Origin of the sequence: Nocardioides immobilis, assembly GCF_003515065.1 — a bacterium.
GTDB classification, from domain to species: domain Bacteria; phylum Actinomycetota; class Actinomycetes; order Propionibacteriales; family Nocardioidaceae; genus Nocardioides; species Nocardioides immobilis.
The window spans coordinates 60314-76696 of sequence record NZ_QXGH01000015.1; the positions used below are offsets into that span (position 1 = coordinate 60314).

The 16383-nt window shown below is 70.1% G+C and carries 19 protein-coding genes; 17 read left to right on the forward strand and 2 right to left on the reverse strand.

Annotated features, from left to right (window positions below):
- Positions 1-22: 22 nt before the first annotated feature.
- The 17 genes from rho (at position 23) to D0Z08_RS11705 (ending at position 14530) form a co-directional block, all read left to right on the forward strand.
- Positions 23-1837 carry a transcription termination factor Rho gene (gene rho, locus D0Z08_RS11625; RefSeq protein ID WP_245993886.1) on the forward strand — a complete coding sequence of 605 codons (1815 nt, stop codon included), beginning with the start codon at positions 23-25 and terminating at the stop codon, positions 1835-1837.
- A 103-nt stretch (positions 1838-1940) separates the two neighbouring features.
- A complete protein-coding gene (rpmE, locus tag D0Z08_RS11630) occupies positions 1941-2159 on the forward strand; it encodes a 50S ribosomal protein L31 (protein WP_118925411.1) in 219 nt (72 codons plus the stop codon).
- 67 nt (positions 2160-2226) lie between these two features.
- Entirely contained in the window at positions 2227-3297 is a 1071-nt protein-coding gene (prfA, locus tag D0Z08_RS11635) for a peptide chain release factor 1 (protein ID WP_118925412.1), read from the forward strand.
- Positions 3294-4184: a peptide chain release factor N(5)-glutamine methyltransferase gene (gene prmC, locus D0Z08_RS11640; protein ID WP_118925413.1), complete on the forward strand. Its 891-nt coding sequence runs from the start codon at positions 3294-3296 to the stop codon at positions 4182-4184. The genes prfA and prmC overlap by 4 nt, the downstream gene beginning before the upstream one ends.
- A 13-nt stretch (positions 4185-4197) precedes the next feature.
- Complete coding sequence (locus tag D0Z08_RS11645) at positions 4198-4920, forward strand: L-threonylcarbamoyladenylate synthase (RefSeq protein WP_245993887.1); 723 nt, start codon at positions 4198-4200, stop codon at positions 4918-4920.
- Positions 4921-4923: 3 nt separating this feature from the next.
- Positions 4924-6129 (forward strand): glycosyltransferase family 4 protein, encoded by a 1206-nt coding sequence (locus D0Z08_RS11650; protein WP_118925415.1) that lies wholly within the window; start codon positions 4924-4926, stop codon positions 6127-6129.
- 81 nt (positions 6130-6210) lie between these two features.
- Positions 6211-6684 carry a hypothetical protein gene (locus D0Z08_RS11655; RefSeq protein ID WP_118925416.1) on the forward strand — a complete coding sequence of 158 codons (474 nt, stop codon included), beginning with the start codon at positions 6211-6213 and terminating at the stop codon, positions 6682-6684.
- A gap of 30 nt (positions 6685-6714) precedes the next feature.
- Positions 6715-6954: an AtpZ/AtpI family protein gene (locus D0Z08_RS11660; protein ID WP_118925417.1), complete on the forward strand. Its 240-nt coding sequence runs from the start codon at positions 6715-6717 to the stop codon at positions 6952-6954.
- A gap of 10 nt (positions 6955-6964) precedes the next feature.
- Complete coding sequence (atpB, locus tag D0Z08_RS11665; protein ID WP_245993888.1) at positions 6965-7756, forward strand: F0F1 ATP synthase subunit A; 792 nt, start codon at positions 6965-6967, stop codon at positions 7754-7756.
- Positions 7757-7823: 67 nt separating this feature from the next.
- Positions 7824-8045 (forward strand): ATP synthase F0 subunit C, encoded by a 222-nt coding sequence (atpE, locus tag D0Z08_RS11670; protein WP_118925418.1) that lies wholly within the window; start codon positions 7824-7826, stop codon positions 8043-8045.
- A gap of 72 nt (positions 8046-8117) precedes the next feature.
- Positions 8118-8672 (forward strand): F0F1 ATP synthase subunit B, encoded by a 555-nt coding sequence (locus D0Z08_RS11675; RefSeq protein WP_118925419.1) that lies wholly within the window; start codon positions 8118-8120, stop codon positions 8670-8672.
- Complete coding sequence (locus D0Z08_RS11680; protein WP_118925420.1) at positions 8672-9463, forward strand: F0F1 ATP synthase subunit delta; 792 nt, start codon at positions 8672-8674, stop codon at positions 9461-9463. Before D0Z08_RS11675 ends, D0Z08_RS11680 begins: the two co-directional genes overlap by 1 nt.
- A gap of 81 nt (positions 9464-9544) precedes the next feature.
- Positions 9545-11182, forward strand: a complete 1638-nt coding sequence (atpA, locus tag D0Z08_RS11685; protein ID WP_118925421.1) for a F0F1 ATP synthase subunit alpha — start codon at positions 9545-9547, stop codon at positions 11180-11182.
- A 9-nt stretch (positions 11183-11191) separates the two neighbouring features.
- Positions 11192-12130 carry a F0F1 ATP synthase subunit gamma gene (locus D0Z08_RS11690; RefSeq protein ID WP_118925422.1) on the forward strand — a complete coding sequence of 313 codons (939 nt, stop codon included), beginning with the start codon at positions 11192-11194 and terminating at the stop codon, positions 12128-12130.
- A 65-nt stretch (positions 12131-12195) separates the two neighbouring features.
- A complete protein-coding gene (gene atpD / locus D0Z08_RS11695; protein WP_118925423.1) occupies positions 12196-13644 on the forward strand; it encodes a F0F1 ATP synthase subunit beta in 1449 nt (482 codons plus the stop codon).
- 1 nt (position 13645) lies between these two features.
- Positions 13646-14080 (forward strand): F0F1 ATP synthase subunit epsilon, encoded by a 435-nt coding sequence (locus tag D0Z08_RS11700; RefSeq protein ID WP_118925424.1) that lies wholly within the window; start codon positions 13646-13648, stop codon positions 14078-14080.
- A gap of 9 nt (positions 14081-14089) precedes the next feature.
- Entirely contained in the window at positions 14090-14530 is a 441-nt protein-coding gene (locus D0Z08_RS11705) for a DUF2550 domain-containing protein (protein ID WP_118925425.1), read from the forward strand.
- A gap of 16 nt (positions 14531-14546) precedes the next feature.
- Here the strand turns inward: D0Z08_RS11705 and D0Z08_RS11710 are convergent, their stop codons facing one another.
- Positions 14547-15173 carry a response regulator gene (locus D0Z08_RS11710; protein ID WP_118925426.1) on the reverse strand — a complete coding sequence of 209 codons (627 nt, stop codon included), beginning with the start codon at positions 15171-15173 and terminating at the stop codon, positions 14547-14549.
- The gene (locus D0Z08_RS11715) at positions 15170-16378 is read right to left on the reverse strand and encodes a sensor histidine kinase (protein ID WP_118925427.1); all 1209 of its coding nucleotides are present in this window, start codon (positions 16376-16378) and stop codon (positions 15170-15172) included. The genes D0Z08_RS11710 and D0Z08_RS11715 overlap by 4 nt, the downstream gene beginning before the upstream one ends.
- Positions 16379-16383 lie beyond the last annotated feature (5 nt).

The window sequence follows — 16383 nt, forward strand, 5'->3', positions numbered from 1 at the left end:
TATTACGTGGGAAGGACCTCACGTGACAGAGACTCTCGAATCCACCACCCCTGCCGCGAGCACCGACGGTGCCGGCGGCAGCGCGCCGAAGAAGCGCAGCGGTGGACTCAACACCATGCTCCTCGCCGACCTCAAGGCGATGGCGGGCGGCATGGGCATCGCCGGCGCCGGCGGCATGAAGAAGGCCGACCTAGTGGCTGCCATCAAGGCGGCCCAGGCGCAGCCGAAGAGCCAGGTCCCCCAGGCGGACGACAAGCCGCCGGCGGACCAGAAGGCCAAGGCGGACCAGAAGGCCAAGGCGGACCAGGAGGCCAAGGCGGACCAGCCCAAGGCTGACCGGCCCAAGGCCGACCGGCCCAAGGACGACGCCAAGCCGACGTCGGAGGACAAGCCGAAGGCCGACGACAAGCAGAAGGGTCAGGGCCAGCAGAAGGGCCAGGGCCAGCAGAAGCAGCAGGGCCAGCCGAAGCAGCAGGAGGGCCAGGACAAGCAGGGCCAGCCGAAGCAGCAGGACGGCCAGGACAAGCAGGGCCAGAACAAGCAGGGCGCCGAGAAGCAGGACCAGGGTCAGCAGGGCCAGGCAGGCGACGACGGCGAGGGCGGCAGCCGCCGCAACCGGCGCCGCCGCGGCCGCGACCGCAATCGGCCCGTGGTGGCCGGTGGCCGCAACGAGCCCGACACCACGATCCTCGAGGACGACGTCCTGGTGCCGGCCGCCGGCATCCTCGACGTCCTCGACAACTACGCCTTCGTCCGGACCAGCGGCTACCTGCCGGGTCCCGACGACGTCTACCTCTCGCTGTCGATGGTGCGGAAGTACGGCCTGCGCCGCGGTGACGCGATCGTCGGCCAGGTGCGCCAGCCCCGCGAAGGGGAGCGCCGGGAGAAGTTCAACCCGATGGTGCGCATCGACACCGTCAACGGCGTCGACCCCGACCAGGCGCGGCACCGCGTCGACTTCGCGAAGCTGACCCCGCTCTACCCGAGCGAGCGGCTCCGGCTGGAGACCGAGCCGACCAACCTGATCGGGCGGGTCATCGACATCGCATCGCCGATCGGCAAGGGCCAGCGCGGCCTCATCGTCTCGCCGGCCAAGGCCGGCAAGACCATGGTCCTGCAGCAGATCGCGAACTCGATCACGACCAACAACCCCGAGTGCCACCTGATGGTGGTGCTGGTCGACGAGCGTCCGGAGGAGGTCACCGACTTCGAGCGCTCGGTCAAGGGCGAGGTCATCTCGTCCACGTTCGACCGGCCGGCGGGCGACCACACGATGGTTGCGGAGCTCGCCATCGAGCGCGCGAAGCGGCTGGTCGAGCTCGGCCACGACGTCGTCGTACTCCTGGACGGCATCACCCGTCTCGGCCGCGCCTACAACCTGGCAGCGCCGGCGAGCGGCCGGATCCTGTCCGGCGGCGTCGACTCCGCCGCGCTCTACCCGCCGAAGAAGTTCTTCGGTGCGGCCCGCAACATCGAGAACGGCGGCTCGCTGACCATCCTCGCCACCGCGCTCATCGACAGCGGCTCGAAGATGGACGAGGTGATCTTCGAGGAGTTCAAGGGCACCGGCAACATGGAGATCCGGCTGCGCCGCGACTTCGCCGACAAGCGGATCTTCCCGGCGATCGACGTCATCCAGTCCGGCACCCGGCGCGAGGAGCTCCTCCTGAGCAAGGAGGAGATGGCGATCATCTGGAAGCTGCGTCGCGTGCTCTCCGCGCTCGACAGCCAGCAGGCGCTCGAGGTGCTGCTCGAGAAGCTGAAGAAGTCGCCGACCAACATCGACTTCCTGATGCAGGTGCAGAAGACCACTCCCGCACCCGGCCAGGAAGACTGATCGCGGAATAGGCGACACGACCAGACGCTTCTACAATCACGTGTCGGCTCCGGTTCACGCCTGCACAAGCACGGCGACCCGGAGCACAAGAGATGAGGACACCATGAAGAAGGACATCCACCCCGACTACGTCGTGACCGAGGTGACCTGCACCTGCGGCAGCACCTTCACGACCCGTAGCACCGTGAGCTCCGGCACGATCCACTCCGACGTCTGCTCGCAGTGCCACCCGTTCTACACCGGCAAGCAGAAGATCCTCGACACCGGTGGCCGCGTCGCCCGGTTCGAGGCCCGCTACGCCAAGAAGACCGCCGGCAAGTAGTTGTCTTCGAGCGCCGACCTTCCCGCACTGCGGGTCGGTCGGCGCTCGTCATTTCCTAGGGGACATCGTGTTCGAAGCAGTGGAGGGCATGCTCGCCGAGCATGCGGAGCTCGAGGGCCGGCTGGGGCTGCCCGAGACCCACGCCGACGCCCGCCTCGCCCGCACGCTCAACCGCCGGTACGCCGAGCTCGGCGCGATCATCGCCGTCTGGCGTGAGTGGCAGCAGTACGGCGACGACGCCGGTGCCGCGGCGGAGCTGGCCGCTGACGACCCCACCTTCGCCGACGAGGTCACCGAGCTGCGCGCGCAGCAGGAGGAGGCTGCCGAGCGGCTCCGCCGGCTGCTCGTGCCCCGCGATCCTGCCGACGACAAGGACGCGATCCTCGAGGTGAAGTCGGGGGAGGGCGGCGACGAGAGCGCGCTCTTCGCCGGCGACCTGCTCCGGATGTACACCCGCTACGCCGAGCAGCGCGGCTGGAAGACGGAGATCCTCGACGCGGCCGAGTCGGATCTGGGTGGCTACAAGTCGGTGACGATGGCGGTGAAGGCGGCCAAGGCCGAGCCGGGGCAGGCGCCGTACGGCCTGCTCAAGTTCGAGGGCGGCGTGCACCGGGTCCAGCGGGTGCCGGTCACCGAGTCGCAGGGCCGGATCCACACCAGCGCGGCCGGCGTGCTCGTCGTGCCGGAGGCCGAGGCCGTCGACGTCGAGATCCACGACAACGAGCTGCGGATCGACGTCTTCCGCAGCAGCGGCCCCGGCGGGCAGAGCGTCAACACGACCGACTCCGCGGTCCGGATCACGCACCTGCCGACCGGCATCGTCGTGAGCTGCCAGAACGAGAAGAGCCAGCTGCAGAACAAGGAACAGGCGATGCGCATCCTGCGCGCCCGCCTGCTCGCCGCGGCGCAGGAGGCGGCCGACGCGGAGGCCAGCGAGGCCCGCCGCAGCCAGGTCCGCACCGTCGACCGCTCCGAGCGGATCCGCACCTACAACTACGCCGAGAACCGGATCGCCGACCACCGCACCGGCTACAAGGCCTACAACCTCGACCAGGTGCTCGACGGCGACCTCCAGCCGGTGCTCGACTCCTGCATCGACGCGGACATGGCCGGCCGGCTCGAGGCCCTGGAGCAGTGACGCCGCGGGAGGCGATCGCTGCGGGGGCCGCCCGGCTGCACGCGGCGGGCGTCGCCAGCCCCGAGCACGACGCCGCCGAGCTGCTGGCGCACGCGCTGGGCACCACGCGGAGCCGGCTCGCGCTGGTCACCGACGTCCCTGCCGCGGCAGTGGCGGCGTACGACGAGCTCGTGGCCCGGCGGGCGGCGCGCGAGCCGCTCCAGCACCTGACCGGCATCGCCTACTTCCGGTACGGCGAGGTGGCGGTGGGTCCCGGTGTCTTCGTGCCGCGGCCCGAGACCGAGCTGCTCGCCGGCTGGGCCGTCGACCACCTGACCAAGGCGAAGCGGCACCCCCGCTCGGCCACGGGGCTGACCGAGCCGGTCGTCGTGGACCTGTGCACCGGCTCCGGCGTGATCGCCGCGGCGATCGCCTCCGAGGTGCCGTGGGCCCGGGTGCACGCGGTCGAGCTCGACGAGCCCGCCCACGCCTGGGCCGAGCGCAACCTCGCCGGCACCGGGGTGGACCTGCGGCAGGGCGACTTCCGGACGGCGTTCGACGACCTGCTCGGCACCGTGGACGTCGTGGTCTGCAACCCGCCGTACGTCCCGCTCGACGCCTGGGAGTCGGTGGCCGTCGAGGCGCGCGACCACGACCCCCACCTGGCCCTCTTCTCCGGCGACGACGGCCTCGACGCGATCCGCGCGCTCGCGGTCCGGGCCGCCGAGCTGCTCCGCCCCGGCGGCGTGGTCGGGGTCGAGCACGCCGACGCGCAGGGGGAGTCGGCGCCGGCCGTGTTCGTCGCCGAAGGCAGCTGGGAGGAGGTCCGCGACCACGCCGACCTCAACGGCCGCCCCCGCTTCGTCACGGCACGACGGACGCTCCGCGGTGAGCGAAGGGCGGAGTGACAGGATGGGCGCCGTGAGTCAGTCCGGTTCGGCACAGGTCTACGACGCGAGTGGCTCGGGGGCGGACGGCGAGCGCGAGGCCGCCGTCGACGCCGCCGCGCTCGCGATCCAGCGTGGCCGGCTCGTCGTGCTGCCGACCGACACCGTCTACGGCGTCGCGGCCGACGCGTTCGACCCGGATGCGGTCGCCCGGCTGCTCGACGCGAAGGGCCGCGGCCGCGAGATGCCGCCGCCGGTGCTGGTCAGCACCGCGACCACGCTCGATGCGCTCGCGGTGAAGGTGCCGGACTACGCCCGGACGCTCACCGCCGCGTTCTGGCCCGGGCCGCTCACCCTCGTCTGCCACGAGCAGCCCTCCCTGCGGTGGGACCTGGGGGAGACCCGCGGGACCGTCGCCGTACGGATGCCGGACCACGACCTCACCCGCGAGATCCTCGACCGCACCGGGCCGCTGGCGGTCAGCTCCGCCAACCGGACCGGCAGCCCGGCGGCCACCGACGCCGCCGACGCCGTCGCGATGCTGGGGGACCGGGTCGCCGTCGTCGTCGACGGCGGCGCGACCGCCGGCGCCGTCCCGTCCACGATCGTCGACGTGACCGGCGACCGCCCGCGGCTGCTGCGCCTCGGGATGGTCACGGTGGCGCAGCTCGACGAGGCCCTCGCGGAGAGCGGACTGACGGTCGAGACCGACGAGACGGACAGCCCCGACCAGCCCGACGCCGAGGGCGACCGCTGACCGATGCGCGAGTACTTCGTCGTCTTCCTGGTCGCTGCGGCGGTGACCTATCTGCTGACCGTCGTCGCGCGGGAGATCGCGATCCGCACCGGCGCCGTCGCCAAGGTCCGTGACCGCGACGTCCACGCCGAGCCGGTCCCGTACCTCGGCGGCCTGGCCATGCTGGGCGGCCTCTTCGCCGCCTTCCTCGTCGCGCGGGAGCTGCCGTTCCTGTCGGGGAGCCAGCCGTTCGTGTTCGAGGACGCGTTCGCCGTGCTGGCCGCCGGCGCCCTGGTCTGCGCGGTCGGCGTCCTCGACGACATCTTCGACCTCGACGCGCTCACGAAGTTCGGCGGTCAGGTGGTCGCGGTCGGGGTCCTGGTCTACTCGGGCATCCAGTTCCGCTACTTCTTCCAGCGGGACGGCTCGCAGTTCGTGCTCGACCCGACCCAGGGTGCGCTGCTGACCGCGGTGATCGTGCTCGCGACTGTCAACGCGGTGAACTTCATCGACGGTCTGGACGGCCTCGCCGCGGGCGTGATCGGGATCAGCGCGCTGGCCTTCTTCCTCTTCTGCTACCAGCTAACGGTCATCAACGAGGTCCAGCGGGCAACCACCGGGGCCCTGTTGTCGGCCGCGCTGGCCGGGGCGTGCGCCGGCTTCCTCGTGCACAACTTCCATCCGGCCCGGCTGTTCATGGGTGACAGCGGCTCGATGCTGCTCGGCCTGGTGCTGTCCGCGACCGGTCTCACGGTCACGACCCAGTTCTCCCTGATCGACATCGCCGAGGGCGCCGACGGCGCGCGGGCCAGCCTGCTGCCGATGCTGCTGCCCGTCGCCCTGCCGATCCTGATCCTGGTCGTGCCGCTCGCCGACCTTCTGCTCGCCGTCGTGAGACGCACGGCTGCCGGGCGATCGCCGTTCGCGCCCGACAAGCAGCACCTGCACCACCGGCTGCTGGAGATCGGGCACTCGCACCGCCGCGCGGTGATCATCATGTGGCTGTGGGCCGGGCTGATCGCCTTCGGCACCGTCGTGGCCAGCCTGTACGACGAGCTGGCGGTCTGGATCGGCATCGGCGCCGCGTTCGTGGTGACCGTCGGGCTGACCTTCCTGGTGCCGCACCTCCCGAGCTCGGGGCAGGTCGGCGAGGGTGGCGTCGAGAGTGCCGGCGAGGGGGGAGACGGGCCCGGCCCGGACCCCGATTCGAAGACGCCCCAGACTTTGTGATAACTTTCACGAGCGCTCAGGAAGTGCTCAGAAAGCGCCAGTGACCCACTGCCACCGAGTCACCTGGAAGGGCGGCCGCCGATGCTGACGACCACCACCCCCGGACCGCTGGTCCTCGCGGCCGCGGTGACCACGGTGGTCGGCGTGCTGGTGGTCCTGGCGGCCGTGCTGACAGGCGGCGAGGCGGCGGCGTACGGCGCCCTCGTCGGCACCGTGATCACCCTGGTCATCTTCTCGTTCGGTGCGTTCGCGGTCGATGCGGTGTCCCGGCTGATGCCGGTGGCCTCGCTCCTCGTCGCGATGCTCACCTACACCATGCAGGTGCTGCTGATGCTGGTCGTGTTCGTCGGCCTCAACCGCGCCGGCGTGCTCGACGAGAACCTCGACCGTGGTTGGCTCGGCGGGGCGATCATCGTCGGTGTCCTGGCCTGGACGTCGGCCCAGCTGATCGCCTCGGCGAAGGCCCGGATCCCCGCGTTCGAGACCCCTGGCGAACAGTCGGTGAACGGTCCCTCGGAGGCCGCTCGTCCGGCAGCAGAGGGCGGTGCGCGATGACCTCCACCCCCTGCTATTGTCCGGGGCGCAATGAGTCAGCCCGAGGAGAAGCCGAAGGGCGATCCGTGGCATGCGTTCGGCTACATCGTGGCCGGGGTCGCGTTCTACGGGTTCCTGGGCTGGCTGGCCGACCGCTGGCTCGGCACCCGCTACCTGGTGGCGATCGGGATCCTGGCGGGCGCGGCGTTGGGGCTCTACCTGACCTTCGCTCGCTTCCGGCCCGAACAGACAGCGCAGCTCCCGCAGCACCCAGACCAGGACGACGAGTAAGGAGACTCCGGTGATCAACGTAGCCACCGAAGCCACCATCACGGCGGAGCCGTTCGAGGCCCCGGGCCCCGGGATCTTCGACCTTCCCGGCATCGCGGGCACCGCGGTGACAAAGCCGATGGTCCAGCTGGTCCTGGCAGCGATCCTCGTCTTCGGCTTCCTCTACCTCGCCTCCCGCAAGCGGGCGATGGTGCCGGGCAAGCTCCAGTTCGCCGGCGAGGGGGCCTACGGCTTCGTCCGCAACAGCGTCGCCCGCGACATCATCGGCGCCCACGACTTCCAGAAGTTCGTGCCCTACCTGGCCGCGATCTTCTTCTTCATCCTGGTGAACAACCTGTTCGCCAGCATCCCGTTCATCCAGTTCCCGACGTTCAGCCGCGCGAGCATGGCCTACTCCCTGGCCGGCCTGTCCTGGCTGGTCTACAACGGCGTCGGCATGTACAAGCACGGTCCGATCGGCTACCTCAAGCTGCAGAGCGTGCCGAGCGGCGTGAGCCCCGTGATGTACCCGCTGCTGGTGCCGCTGGAGTTCTTCTCCAACATCCTGGTCCGGCCGGTGACGCTGGCCCTGCGTCTCTTCTGCAACATGTTCGCCGGCCACATCCTGCTGGTCCTGTTCGCGACCGGTGGCCTCTACCTGATCGAGACCGCCTCGCCCATCAACATCGTGGCGGGCTCGCTCGCCTGGGTGCTGGCCGTCGCGATCAGCTTCCTCGAGATCCTGGTCCAGTTCCTGCAGGCCTACGTCTTCACGCTCCTCAACGCCATGTACATCCAGGGCGCGCTCGCAGACGAGCACTGATCCGCGCCTCGTTCACCGTCAATCCCACAGTTCTCACACGAGAAAACAACCCGAAAGGAAAGTAGCCATGGGTGGCTCTCTCAACATGATCGGTTACGGCCTGGCTGCCATTGGCCCGGGTATCGGCATCGGTCTCATCTTCGCCGCGTACATCAACGGCGTTGCCCGCCAGCCCGAGGCGCAGAGCCGCCTGCAGTCGATCGCGATCCTCGGATTCGCGCTCGCTGAGGCGCTCGCCATCATCGGCATCGCGCTCGCGTTCGTCCTGACCGGCGAAAGCACGCAGTGACGCGAGTCGTCCCCGACGACTCCCGTCCTGCGTACCGATCGCCCGTCTAAGTAGATCGACAAGGTCAGGTCCATGAAATCACTGTTGGTGATCCTCGCTGCAGAGGGAGGCCACGAGCCGAGCCCGCTCGCAGTCGAGTGGATCGAGGTTGTCATCGCCCTCGTGGTGTTCGGCATCCTCTTCTTCCTCATCTGGAAGTTCGTCGCACCGAACTTCGAGAAGACGTTCAGCGAGCGCACGCAGGCGATCGAGGGCGGCCTGGCCGCAGCCGAGACGAAGCAGGCCGAGGCTGACGCCAAGCTCGCCGAGCTCGAGGCACAGCTCGCCGACGCCCGGCACGAGGCTGCGCGCATCCGAGAGGAAGCGCGCGAGCAGGGCGCGGCGATCGTCGCCGAGATGCGGGAGCAGGCCCAGGCCGAGTCCTCGCGGATCGTCGAGCACGGCAAGGCCCAGATCGAGGCCGAGCGCCAGCAGGCGGTCACCTCGCTCCGTGGTGAGGTCGGCAGCCTGGCGACGACCCTCGCGGGTCGCATCGTGGGCGAGTCGCTCGACGACGACGCTCGTCAGGGGCGCGTCGTGGAGCGGTTCCTCGCCGAGCTCGAGACCGGGACCCCGGGGGCGAACTGATGCTCTCGTTCCGAGCGGCCTCCAGCGAAGCCGTCGCCGCGCTGGTCGACGGGGTCGAGGGATCGGCCACGGTCGCCCAGGACCTGTTCGCGGTCGCGGCGAACCTCCGCTCCGAAGGCGCGCTGCGGCGGTTCGCCACCGACTTCGCCCTTCCGAGCGAGGCCAAGACCGGTCTGGTCTCGGAGCTGTACGACGGCAAGGTCGACCCGGCCACGCTGGACCTGCTCAAGGACGCGGTGGGTCGTCGGTGGACGCGCACCCGCGACCTCGCCGACGCGCTGGAGTACGTCGGTGTCGTGGCGGCCGTCCGTTCCACGGGCCGCGACGCGGACCAGGTCGTCGACGAGCTGTTCTCGGTGCGCAGCATCGTCAACGACAGCCCCGACCTCCGCAACGCCCTGTCGGACCGTGCTCGCAGCGCGGACGACAAGGCAGCGCTGGTCGACACCCTGCTCGACGGCAAGGTGCTCCCGGCCACGGTCATCCTGGTCAAGCAGGCCCTGACCGGTAGCCACCGCAGCGTCGCCGTGGCGCTCGAGGACTACGAGAAGGTCGCCGCCGACGTCCACGGGCGCGACGTGGCGACGGTCCGGGTCGCTCGCCCGCTGGGCGAGAGCGAGGTCCAGCGGCTGGAGGCGGCGCTCACCGAGCAGTACGGCCGGCCGGTCCACCTCAACATCGTCGTCGACCCGGATGTCATCGGTGGCATCAAGGTCGAGATCGGCGGCGACGTCATCGACGGCACGATCTCCAGCCGCCTCGACGACGCCCGCCGCAAGCTCGCCGGCTGACGCGGATCTCGAGATCCCGACCAGCTCGCTCACCGACATCACCTACGTACGTTCCAGAAGAACCAGAGAGAAGGCACTGAGATGACGGAACTCTCCATCCGTCCGGACGAGATCCGCGACGCCCTCGCCAAGTACGTCGCCGACTACGAGCCCTCCGCGGCCAGCAAGGAGGAGATCGGCCACGTCGTCTCCGCCGGCGACGGCATCGCGCGCGTGAGCGGCCTGCCGTCGGCGATGGCCAACGAGCTGCTCGAGTTCGAGGACGGCACCCGGGGCCTGGCCCTGAACCTCGAGGAGCGCGAGATCGGCGTCGTCATCCTCGGTGACTTCGACAAGATCGAGGAGGGCCAGACGGTCCGCCGTACCGGTGAGGTGCTGTCGGTCCCGATCGGCGACGGGTTCATGGGTCGCGTGATCGACCCGCTCGGCACCCCGATCGACGGGCTCGGCGAGATCGAGGCAGAGGGTCGCCGCATCCTCGAGCTCCAGGCGCCCGGCGTGATGGCGCGCAAGTCGGTGCACCAGCCGCTCGCGACCGGCATCAAGGCGATCGACGCGATGACCCCGATCGGTCGTGGCCAGCGTCAGCTGATCATCGGCGACCGCTCGACCGGCAAGACCACGGTCGCGATCGACACGATCATCAACCAGAAGCTGAACTGGGACTCCGGTGACCCGGAGAAGCAGGTGCGCTGCATCTACGTCGCGATCGGTCAGAAGGGCTCGACCATCGCCGCTGTGCGCGGCGCCCTCGAGGAGGCCGGCGCGCTGGAGTACACGACGATCGTCGCGTCCCCCGCGTCCGACTCGGCCGGCTTCAAGTACCTCGCCCCCTACACCGGCTCGGCCATCGGCCAGCACTGGATGTACGCCGGCAAGCACGTCCTGATCGTGTTCGACGACCTGACCAAGCAGGCCGAGGCCTACCGCGCCGTGTCGCTGCTGCTGCGTCGTCCTCCGGGCCGCGAGGCCTACCCGGGTGACGTCTTCTACCTGCACTCCCGGCTGCTCGAGCGCTGCGCGAAGCTCTCCGACGACCTCGGCGCCGGCTCGATGACCGGCCTGCCGATCATCGAGACCAAGGCCAACGACGTCTCGGCGTACATCCCGACCAACGTCATCTCGATCACCGACGGCCAGATCTTCCTGCAGTCCGACCTGTTCGCCGCCAACCAGCGGCCCGCGATCGACGTCGGCATCTCGGTGTCGCGCGTCGGTGGTGCGGCCATGACCAAGGCGATGAAGGCCGTCACCGGCTCGCTGAAGGTCGACCTGGCGCAGTACCGCGCGATGGAGGCGTTCGCGATGTTCGCGTCCGACCTCGACGCGGCCTCGCGCCAGCAGCTGGCCCGCGGTCAGCGGCTGATGGCCCTGCTCAAGCAGCCCGCCTACAGCCCCTACCCGCTGCCCGAGATGACCGTGTCGCTCTGGCTCGGCACCAGCGGCCGTCTCGACCAGGTCCCGACCGAGGACGTGCTGCGGTTCGAGCACGAGTTCCTCGACTACCTTCGTCGTTCGCACGAGGGCCTGCTGGCCGCCATCCGCGAGACGCAGAAGTTCGAGGACGAGGACGGCGTCGCCGCGGCGTACGACTCCTTCCTCGACCAGTTCGAGACGTCCGAGGGCAACAGCATCAAGGTCGGCCACGAGCCCGAGGCCGAGTCGCTGGCCGACGACGAGCTCGAGCAGGAGCAGATCGTCAAGCAGAAGCGAGGCTGAGGACTAGCCATGGCTGTATCGCTGCGGGAGTACCGCGCGCGGATCAAGTCGACCGAGTCGATGAAGAAGATCACGCGCGCCATGGAGCTCATCGCTGCGTCCCGGATCATCAAGGCGCAGCAGCGAGCACAGCAGGCCGCGCCGTACGCGCGGGAGCTCACCCGGGCCGTGTCGGCGGTCGCGACGTTCTCCAACGTCGACCACCCGCTGACCCGCGAGGAGGAGAACCCGAAGCGGGCGGCGGTGCTCGTGATCACGAGCGACCGCGGTCTCGCCGGCGCCTACTCCTCGAGCGTGCTCAAGGAGGCCGAGCGGCTCGCGGGACGCCTGCGGGACGAGGGCAAGGAGATCGACTGGTTCCTGGCCGGCCGGAAGTCCGAGGCCTACTTCAAGTTCCGCGAGCGTCCGTTCGTCGAGTCCTGGACCGGGTTCTCCGACCAGCCGACCTACGACAAGGCAGCGGAGATCGGGAAGGCCCTCATCGAGGCGTTCCTTGCTGATTCGGCGGAGCAGCAGGGTGAGGAAGCCCGATACGAGGATGTCGACGAGGTCCACATCGTCTACACGCGGTTCCGCTCGATGCTCGTGCAGGAGCCGACCGCCGTACGGCTGCTTCCGCTGGAGGTCGTCGAGGGGGAGGAGCCGCCCGAGGAGGACGAGCTGCTGCCGCTCTACGAGTTCGAGCCGTCGGCGTCGCAGGTGCTCGACGGGCTGCTGCCGCAGTACGTCCAGAGCCGGATCTTCTACAGCCTGCTGCAGGCGGCCGCCTCCGAGCTGGCCGCCCGGCAGAAGGCGATGAAGGCGGCGACGGACAACGCCGACGAGCTCATCAAGAAGCTCACCCGGATCGCCAACCAGGCCCGCCAGGCCGGCATCACCCAGGAGATCAGCGAGATCGTGGGTGGCGTGAACGCGCTGGCCGACGCTCAGGCCGCTGCCAACGACTGACCGACTGACCCGCTCAACCCGACTGACCCACGAAGAACCAACCCATAGAGTTTTGGGAGAACACAATGACTGCAACCGCTGAAGAGGCCGTTGAGACTGGGACCACCGGTCGGATCGCGCGGGTCATCGGCCCTGTCGTCGACATCGAGTTCCCGGCCGACGCGATGCCGGAGATCTACAACAAGCTCGAGGTCGAGGTCGAGCTCGCCGGGGAGACCACGGTCCTCCCGCTCGAGGTCGCCCAGCACATCGGCGACGGCCTGGTCCGCGCCATCTCGCTGAAGCCGACCGACGGTGTCGTCCGCGGCGCGCCGGTGACCGACACCGGCGGCCCGATCACGGTCCCGGTGGGTGACATCACTCTCGGCCACGTCTACAACGCGACCGGCGACGTCCTCAACCTCGACGAGGGCGAGGCGTACGAGGTCACGGAGCGCTGGGGCATCCACCGCAAGGCGCCCGCCTTCGACCAGCTGGAGTCCAAGACCCAGATGTTCGAGACCGGCATCAAGGTCATCGACCTGCTGACGCCGTACGTGACCGGCGGAAAGATCGGCCTCTTCGGTGGTGCCGGCGTCGGCAAGACCGTGCTGATCCAGGAGATGATCGCCCGCGTCGCCAAGAACCACGGTGGTGTGTCGGTGTTCGCCGGTGTCGGCGAGCGCACCCGTGAGGGCAACGACCTCATCGTCGAGATGCAGGAAGCCGGGGTGTTCGACAAGGTCGCCCTGGTCTTCGGCCAGATGGACGAGCCGCCGGGCACGCGTCTTCGTGTCGCCCTCTCGGCGCTGACGATGGCGGAGTACTTCCGTGACGTCCAGAACCAGGACGTGCTGCTGTTCGTCGACAACATCTTCCGGTTCACCCAGGCCGGTTCCGAGGTCTCGACGCTGCTCGGCCGGATGCCGTCCGCGGTGGGCTACCAGCCCAACCTCGCCGACGAGATGGGCACGCTCCAGGAGCGGATCACCTCGACGCGTGGCCGCTCGATCACCTCGATGCAGGCGATCTACGTGCCGGCTGACGACTACACCGACCCGGCTCCGGCGACGACGTTCGCCCACCTCGACGCGACGACCGAGCTCTCGCGCGAGATCGCCTCGCTCGGTATCTACCCGGCCGTGGACCCGCTGACCTCGACCTCGCGGATCCTCGACCCGCAGTACATCGGTCAGGGGCACTACGACTGCGCGATCCGGATCAAGCAGATCCTCCAGCGCAACAAGGAGCTCCAGGACATCATCGCGATCCTCGGTGTCGACGAGCTGTCCGAGGAGGACCGCGTCATCGTCAGCCGGGCCCGCCGGATCCAGCGGTTCCTGTCGCAGAACACCTACGTCGCCAAGCAGTTCACCGGCATCGAGGGGTCGACCGTGCCGGTGGCCGACACCATCGAGGCGTTCAACAAGATCGCCGACGGCGAGTACGACCACGTGGCCGAGCAGGCGTTCTTCATGTGCGGTGGCCTCGAGGACGTCGAGGCCAAGTGGGCCGAGATCCAGAAGAGCCTCTGACATGGCGGACCACACGGGCGCTGCTGACACCGAGGCGCTGCACGTCGAGCTCGTCGCAGCGGACCGCACCGTGTGGTCCGGCGACGCGGCGATGGTGATCGCGCGCACGACCGAGGGTGACATCGGCGTGCTGCGCGACCACGCCCCGGCGCTGTCGCTCCTGGCCGAGGCCGTGGTGGAGATCCAGGTCGAGGGCACCGACGACGTGGTCGTCGCTGCCGTCGACGGCGGGTTCCTCTCGGTGGCCAACAACCGGGTGTCGATCCTCTCCGAGCACATCGAGCTCGGCGAGGACATCCACGTCGACAAGGCGAAGGCTGAGCTCGAGGAGGCGCGTGGCCTCATCGGCGCCAACAACGAGGCCGAGCGGCGCGTGCGCCGTGCCGAGGCGCGGCTCCGGGCTGCCGAAAAGGTCTCCTCGGGTCCGGGCCACTAGAGTCCGTCGATGGCGTGGTGGGAGTGGCTGCTCGATGTCTCGGGCATCGTGCTGCTCCTGCTGCTGGCCTACGGCGTCGGGCTGGTCGTCCGGCGCCGGGTCCTGGCCCGGCACGGCGGGACGTTCGAGCTGAGCCACCGGCTCAGCTCCGACACCGCGGGGCAGGGCTGGGTGCTGGGGATTGGGCGCTACTCGGGGGAGAAGCTCGAGTGGTTCCGGATCTTCACGCTGTGGCCGAAGCCGAAGCGCGTCTGGTGGCGTGAGCAGCTCACGTACGACGGCCGGCGCGAGCCCATCGGGGCCGAGCAGGCCTCGCTCTACCCCGACCACGTCGTGATCCGCTGTGCGTCGCGCTCCGGCGAGGTCGAGCTGGCGATGAGCCTCGCCTCCCTCACCGGCTTCCAGGCGTGGCTCGAGGCCAAGCCGCCGGGCACCGACTGGAACCGGTAGGTCGAGGGCGAGGCGCTCAGGTGCGGATGATGCGGCGCTCGATCGCGGCTGCCACCGCGCCGGCGCGGGTGTCGACCCCGAGCTTGGTGTAGATGTGCGAGAGGTGGGACTTCACGGTCGCCTCGGACACGAACAGCTCCCGCGCCATCTCCTTGTTGCCGAGGCCGCGGGAGAGCAGCTCCAGGACCTCCACCTCCCGCTCGGTGATCGGGGTGGCCCCGGGCGTCGTACGCCGGACCAGCGTCGCGGCGACCGACGGTGCCAGCACCGTCTCCCCGCGGGCCGTGGCACGGATGCCGGCGAACAGCTCGTCGGGCGGGGCGTCCTTGAGCAGGTAGCCCCGCGCTCCGGCGTCGAGGGCGCGCAGGATGTCGGACTCGGTGTCGTACGTCGTCAGCACCAGCACCTCGGGCGGCTCGTCGAGCGCCCGGAGGGCGGCCGTCACGTCGGCACCGCCGACCGCGCCTGCCCCGAGGCTGAGGTCCATCAGCACGACGTCGGGCCGGTCCGCGGTGACGGTGGCCAGCGCGCGGTCGAGGCCGTCGGCCTCGCCGATGACCGACAGGTCATCCTGCCCGTCGATCAGCGCGCGGAGCCCGGCACGCACGACGGGGTGGTCGTCGACCAGCACGATCCGGATCACAGCGGTCCCTCCACGGGTTCGACGGGGAAGCGCACCGACACGGTGGTGCCCTCGCCCGGTGCGCTCTCGATGTCCGCGCGGCCGCCGAGCGCCTCGGCGCGGGCGACGATGCCGGCCAGCCCGTCTCCCCGGGTGCCGCTGGGGCGGACCTGGCCGGGGACGAATCCGCGGCCGTCGTCGCGGACGTCGAGCAGCACCTCGTCGACGTGGTGGGTGAGCGTGACGGCGACGCGCTGTGCCCCGGCGTGCTCCCGGACGTTGGCGAGTGCGCCGCGCGCGGTCATCACGAGCGCAGCGGCGACCGAGGCCGGGACGACCCCGGGCGCACCGTCGACGCGCACCTCCACCTGCATCCCGGGCGCCGCCTGCTCGGCCGCCCGCCGGAGCGCCGCGGGCAGCGCCGTGCCGGTGGTGTCTGCGGCGAGGTCCGCCGGTGCCAGGTCGCGTACGACGCGCCGGACCTCGTCGAGGCCCTCGCGGGCGGTCGCTGCGGCGGTGGCGACGTGCTCCCGGGCGGTCGCGGGCTGCGACTGCCAGTTCTGCTCGGCGGCCTGGAGGAGCAGGTTGATGCTCGACAGGCCCTGCCCCACGGAGTCGTGGATCTCGCGGGAGAGACGGGTCCGCTCGGCGAGAGCGCCGGTGCGCTGCTGCTCCTCGGCGAGCTCGTCCTGTGCCTCGACCAGCCGGTCGAGCAGGTCCTGGCGGGCGCGCGACTCCAGGTCGAGCGCGCGGTAGGCGAGGACCGTGAGGAGGCCGACGCCGACCGGACCCGCAACCTGGACCGGGTCGAAGCCGTCGGTGATCCGCTGCCACGCCGCGATGAGCAGCGCGGTCATCAGGACGACGGTCGCGACCGCCCAGGCGAACGGCAGCACCCTGAGCACCGCGAACGCCACGGGCACCGCGCACCACGCGAACGACGGTGCCACGGCGGTGAGCGTGCCCCAGAGCACGACCATCCCGGCGATCCAGGCCGTCGGCCACCAGGTGCGGCCCGGCAGCAGGGACCGGGTGGCGTAGGCGAGCGCCAGCACCAGCGCACCCGCCAGCACGGCAGCACCGGTCGCGTCGAGACCGTGCCGGTCGACGTACCGGACGGAGCAGGTGACGAGCAGGACGACGAGGATCATCAGCAGCCACCGGTCGAGCCGTACGGCGGGAGCGAGGATCCCGTGGACGCCAGGGTCTGCGGACGGAGCGGTCATGGTCG

Excerpts from the sequence above, each read along its gene's own strand:
- atpD (WP_118925423.1), top strand. The coding sequence starts at position 12,196 with ATGACTGCAACCGCTGAAGAGGCCGTTGAGACTGGGACCACCGGTCGG.
- rpmE (WP_118925411.1), top strand. The coding sequence starts at position 1,941 with ATGAAGAAGGACATCCACCCCGACTACGTCGTGACCGAGGTGACCTGC.
- D0Z08_RS11690 (WP_118925422.1), top strand. The coding sequence starts at position 11,192 with ATGGCTGTATCGCTGCGGGAGTACCGCGCGCGGATCAAGTCGACCGAG.
- D0Z08_RS11700 (WP_118925424.1), top strand. The coding sequence starts at position 13,646 with ATGGCGGACCACACGGGCGCTGCTGACACCGAGGCGCTGCACGTCGAG.
- D0Z08_RS11715 (WP_118925427.1), bottom strand. The coding sequence starts at position 16,378 with ATGACCGCTCCGTCCGCAGACCCTGGCGTCCACGGGATCCTCGCTCCC.
- atpA (WP_118925421.1), top strand. The coding sequence starts at position 9,545 with ATGACGGAACTCTCCATCCGTCCGGACGAGATCCGCGACGCCCTCGCC.
- D0Z08_RS11650 (WP_118925415.1), top strand. The coding sequence starts at position 4,924 with ATGCGCGAGTACTTCGTCGTCTTCCTGGTCGCTGCGGCGGTGACCTAT.
- D0Z08_RS11705 (WP_118925425.1), top strand. The coding sequence starts at position 14,090 with ATGGCGTGGTGGGAGTGGCTGCTCGATGTCTCGGGCATCGTGCTGCTC.
- D0Z08_RS11680 (WP_118925420.1), top strand. The coding sequence starts at position 8,672 with ATGCTCTCGTTCCGAGCGGCCTCCAGCGAAGCCGTCGCCGCGCTGGTC.
- D0Z08_RS11660 (WP_118925417.1), top strand. The coding sequence starts at position 6,715 with ATGAGTCAGCCCGAGGAGAAGCCGAAGGGCGATCCGTGGCATGCGTTC.
- atpE (WP_118925418.1), top strand. The coding sequence starts at position 7,824 with ATGGGTGGCTCTCTCAACATGATCGGTTACGGCCTGGCTGCCATTGGC.
- D0Z08_RS11655 (WP_118925416.1), top strand. The coding sequence starts at position 6,211 with ATGCTGACGACCACCACCCCCGGACCGCTGGTCCTCGCGGCCGCGGTG.
- D0Z08_RS11675 (WP_118925419.1), top strand. The coding sequence starts at position 8,118 with ATGAAATCACTGTTGGTGATCCTCGCTGCAGAGGGAGGCCACGAGCCG.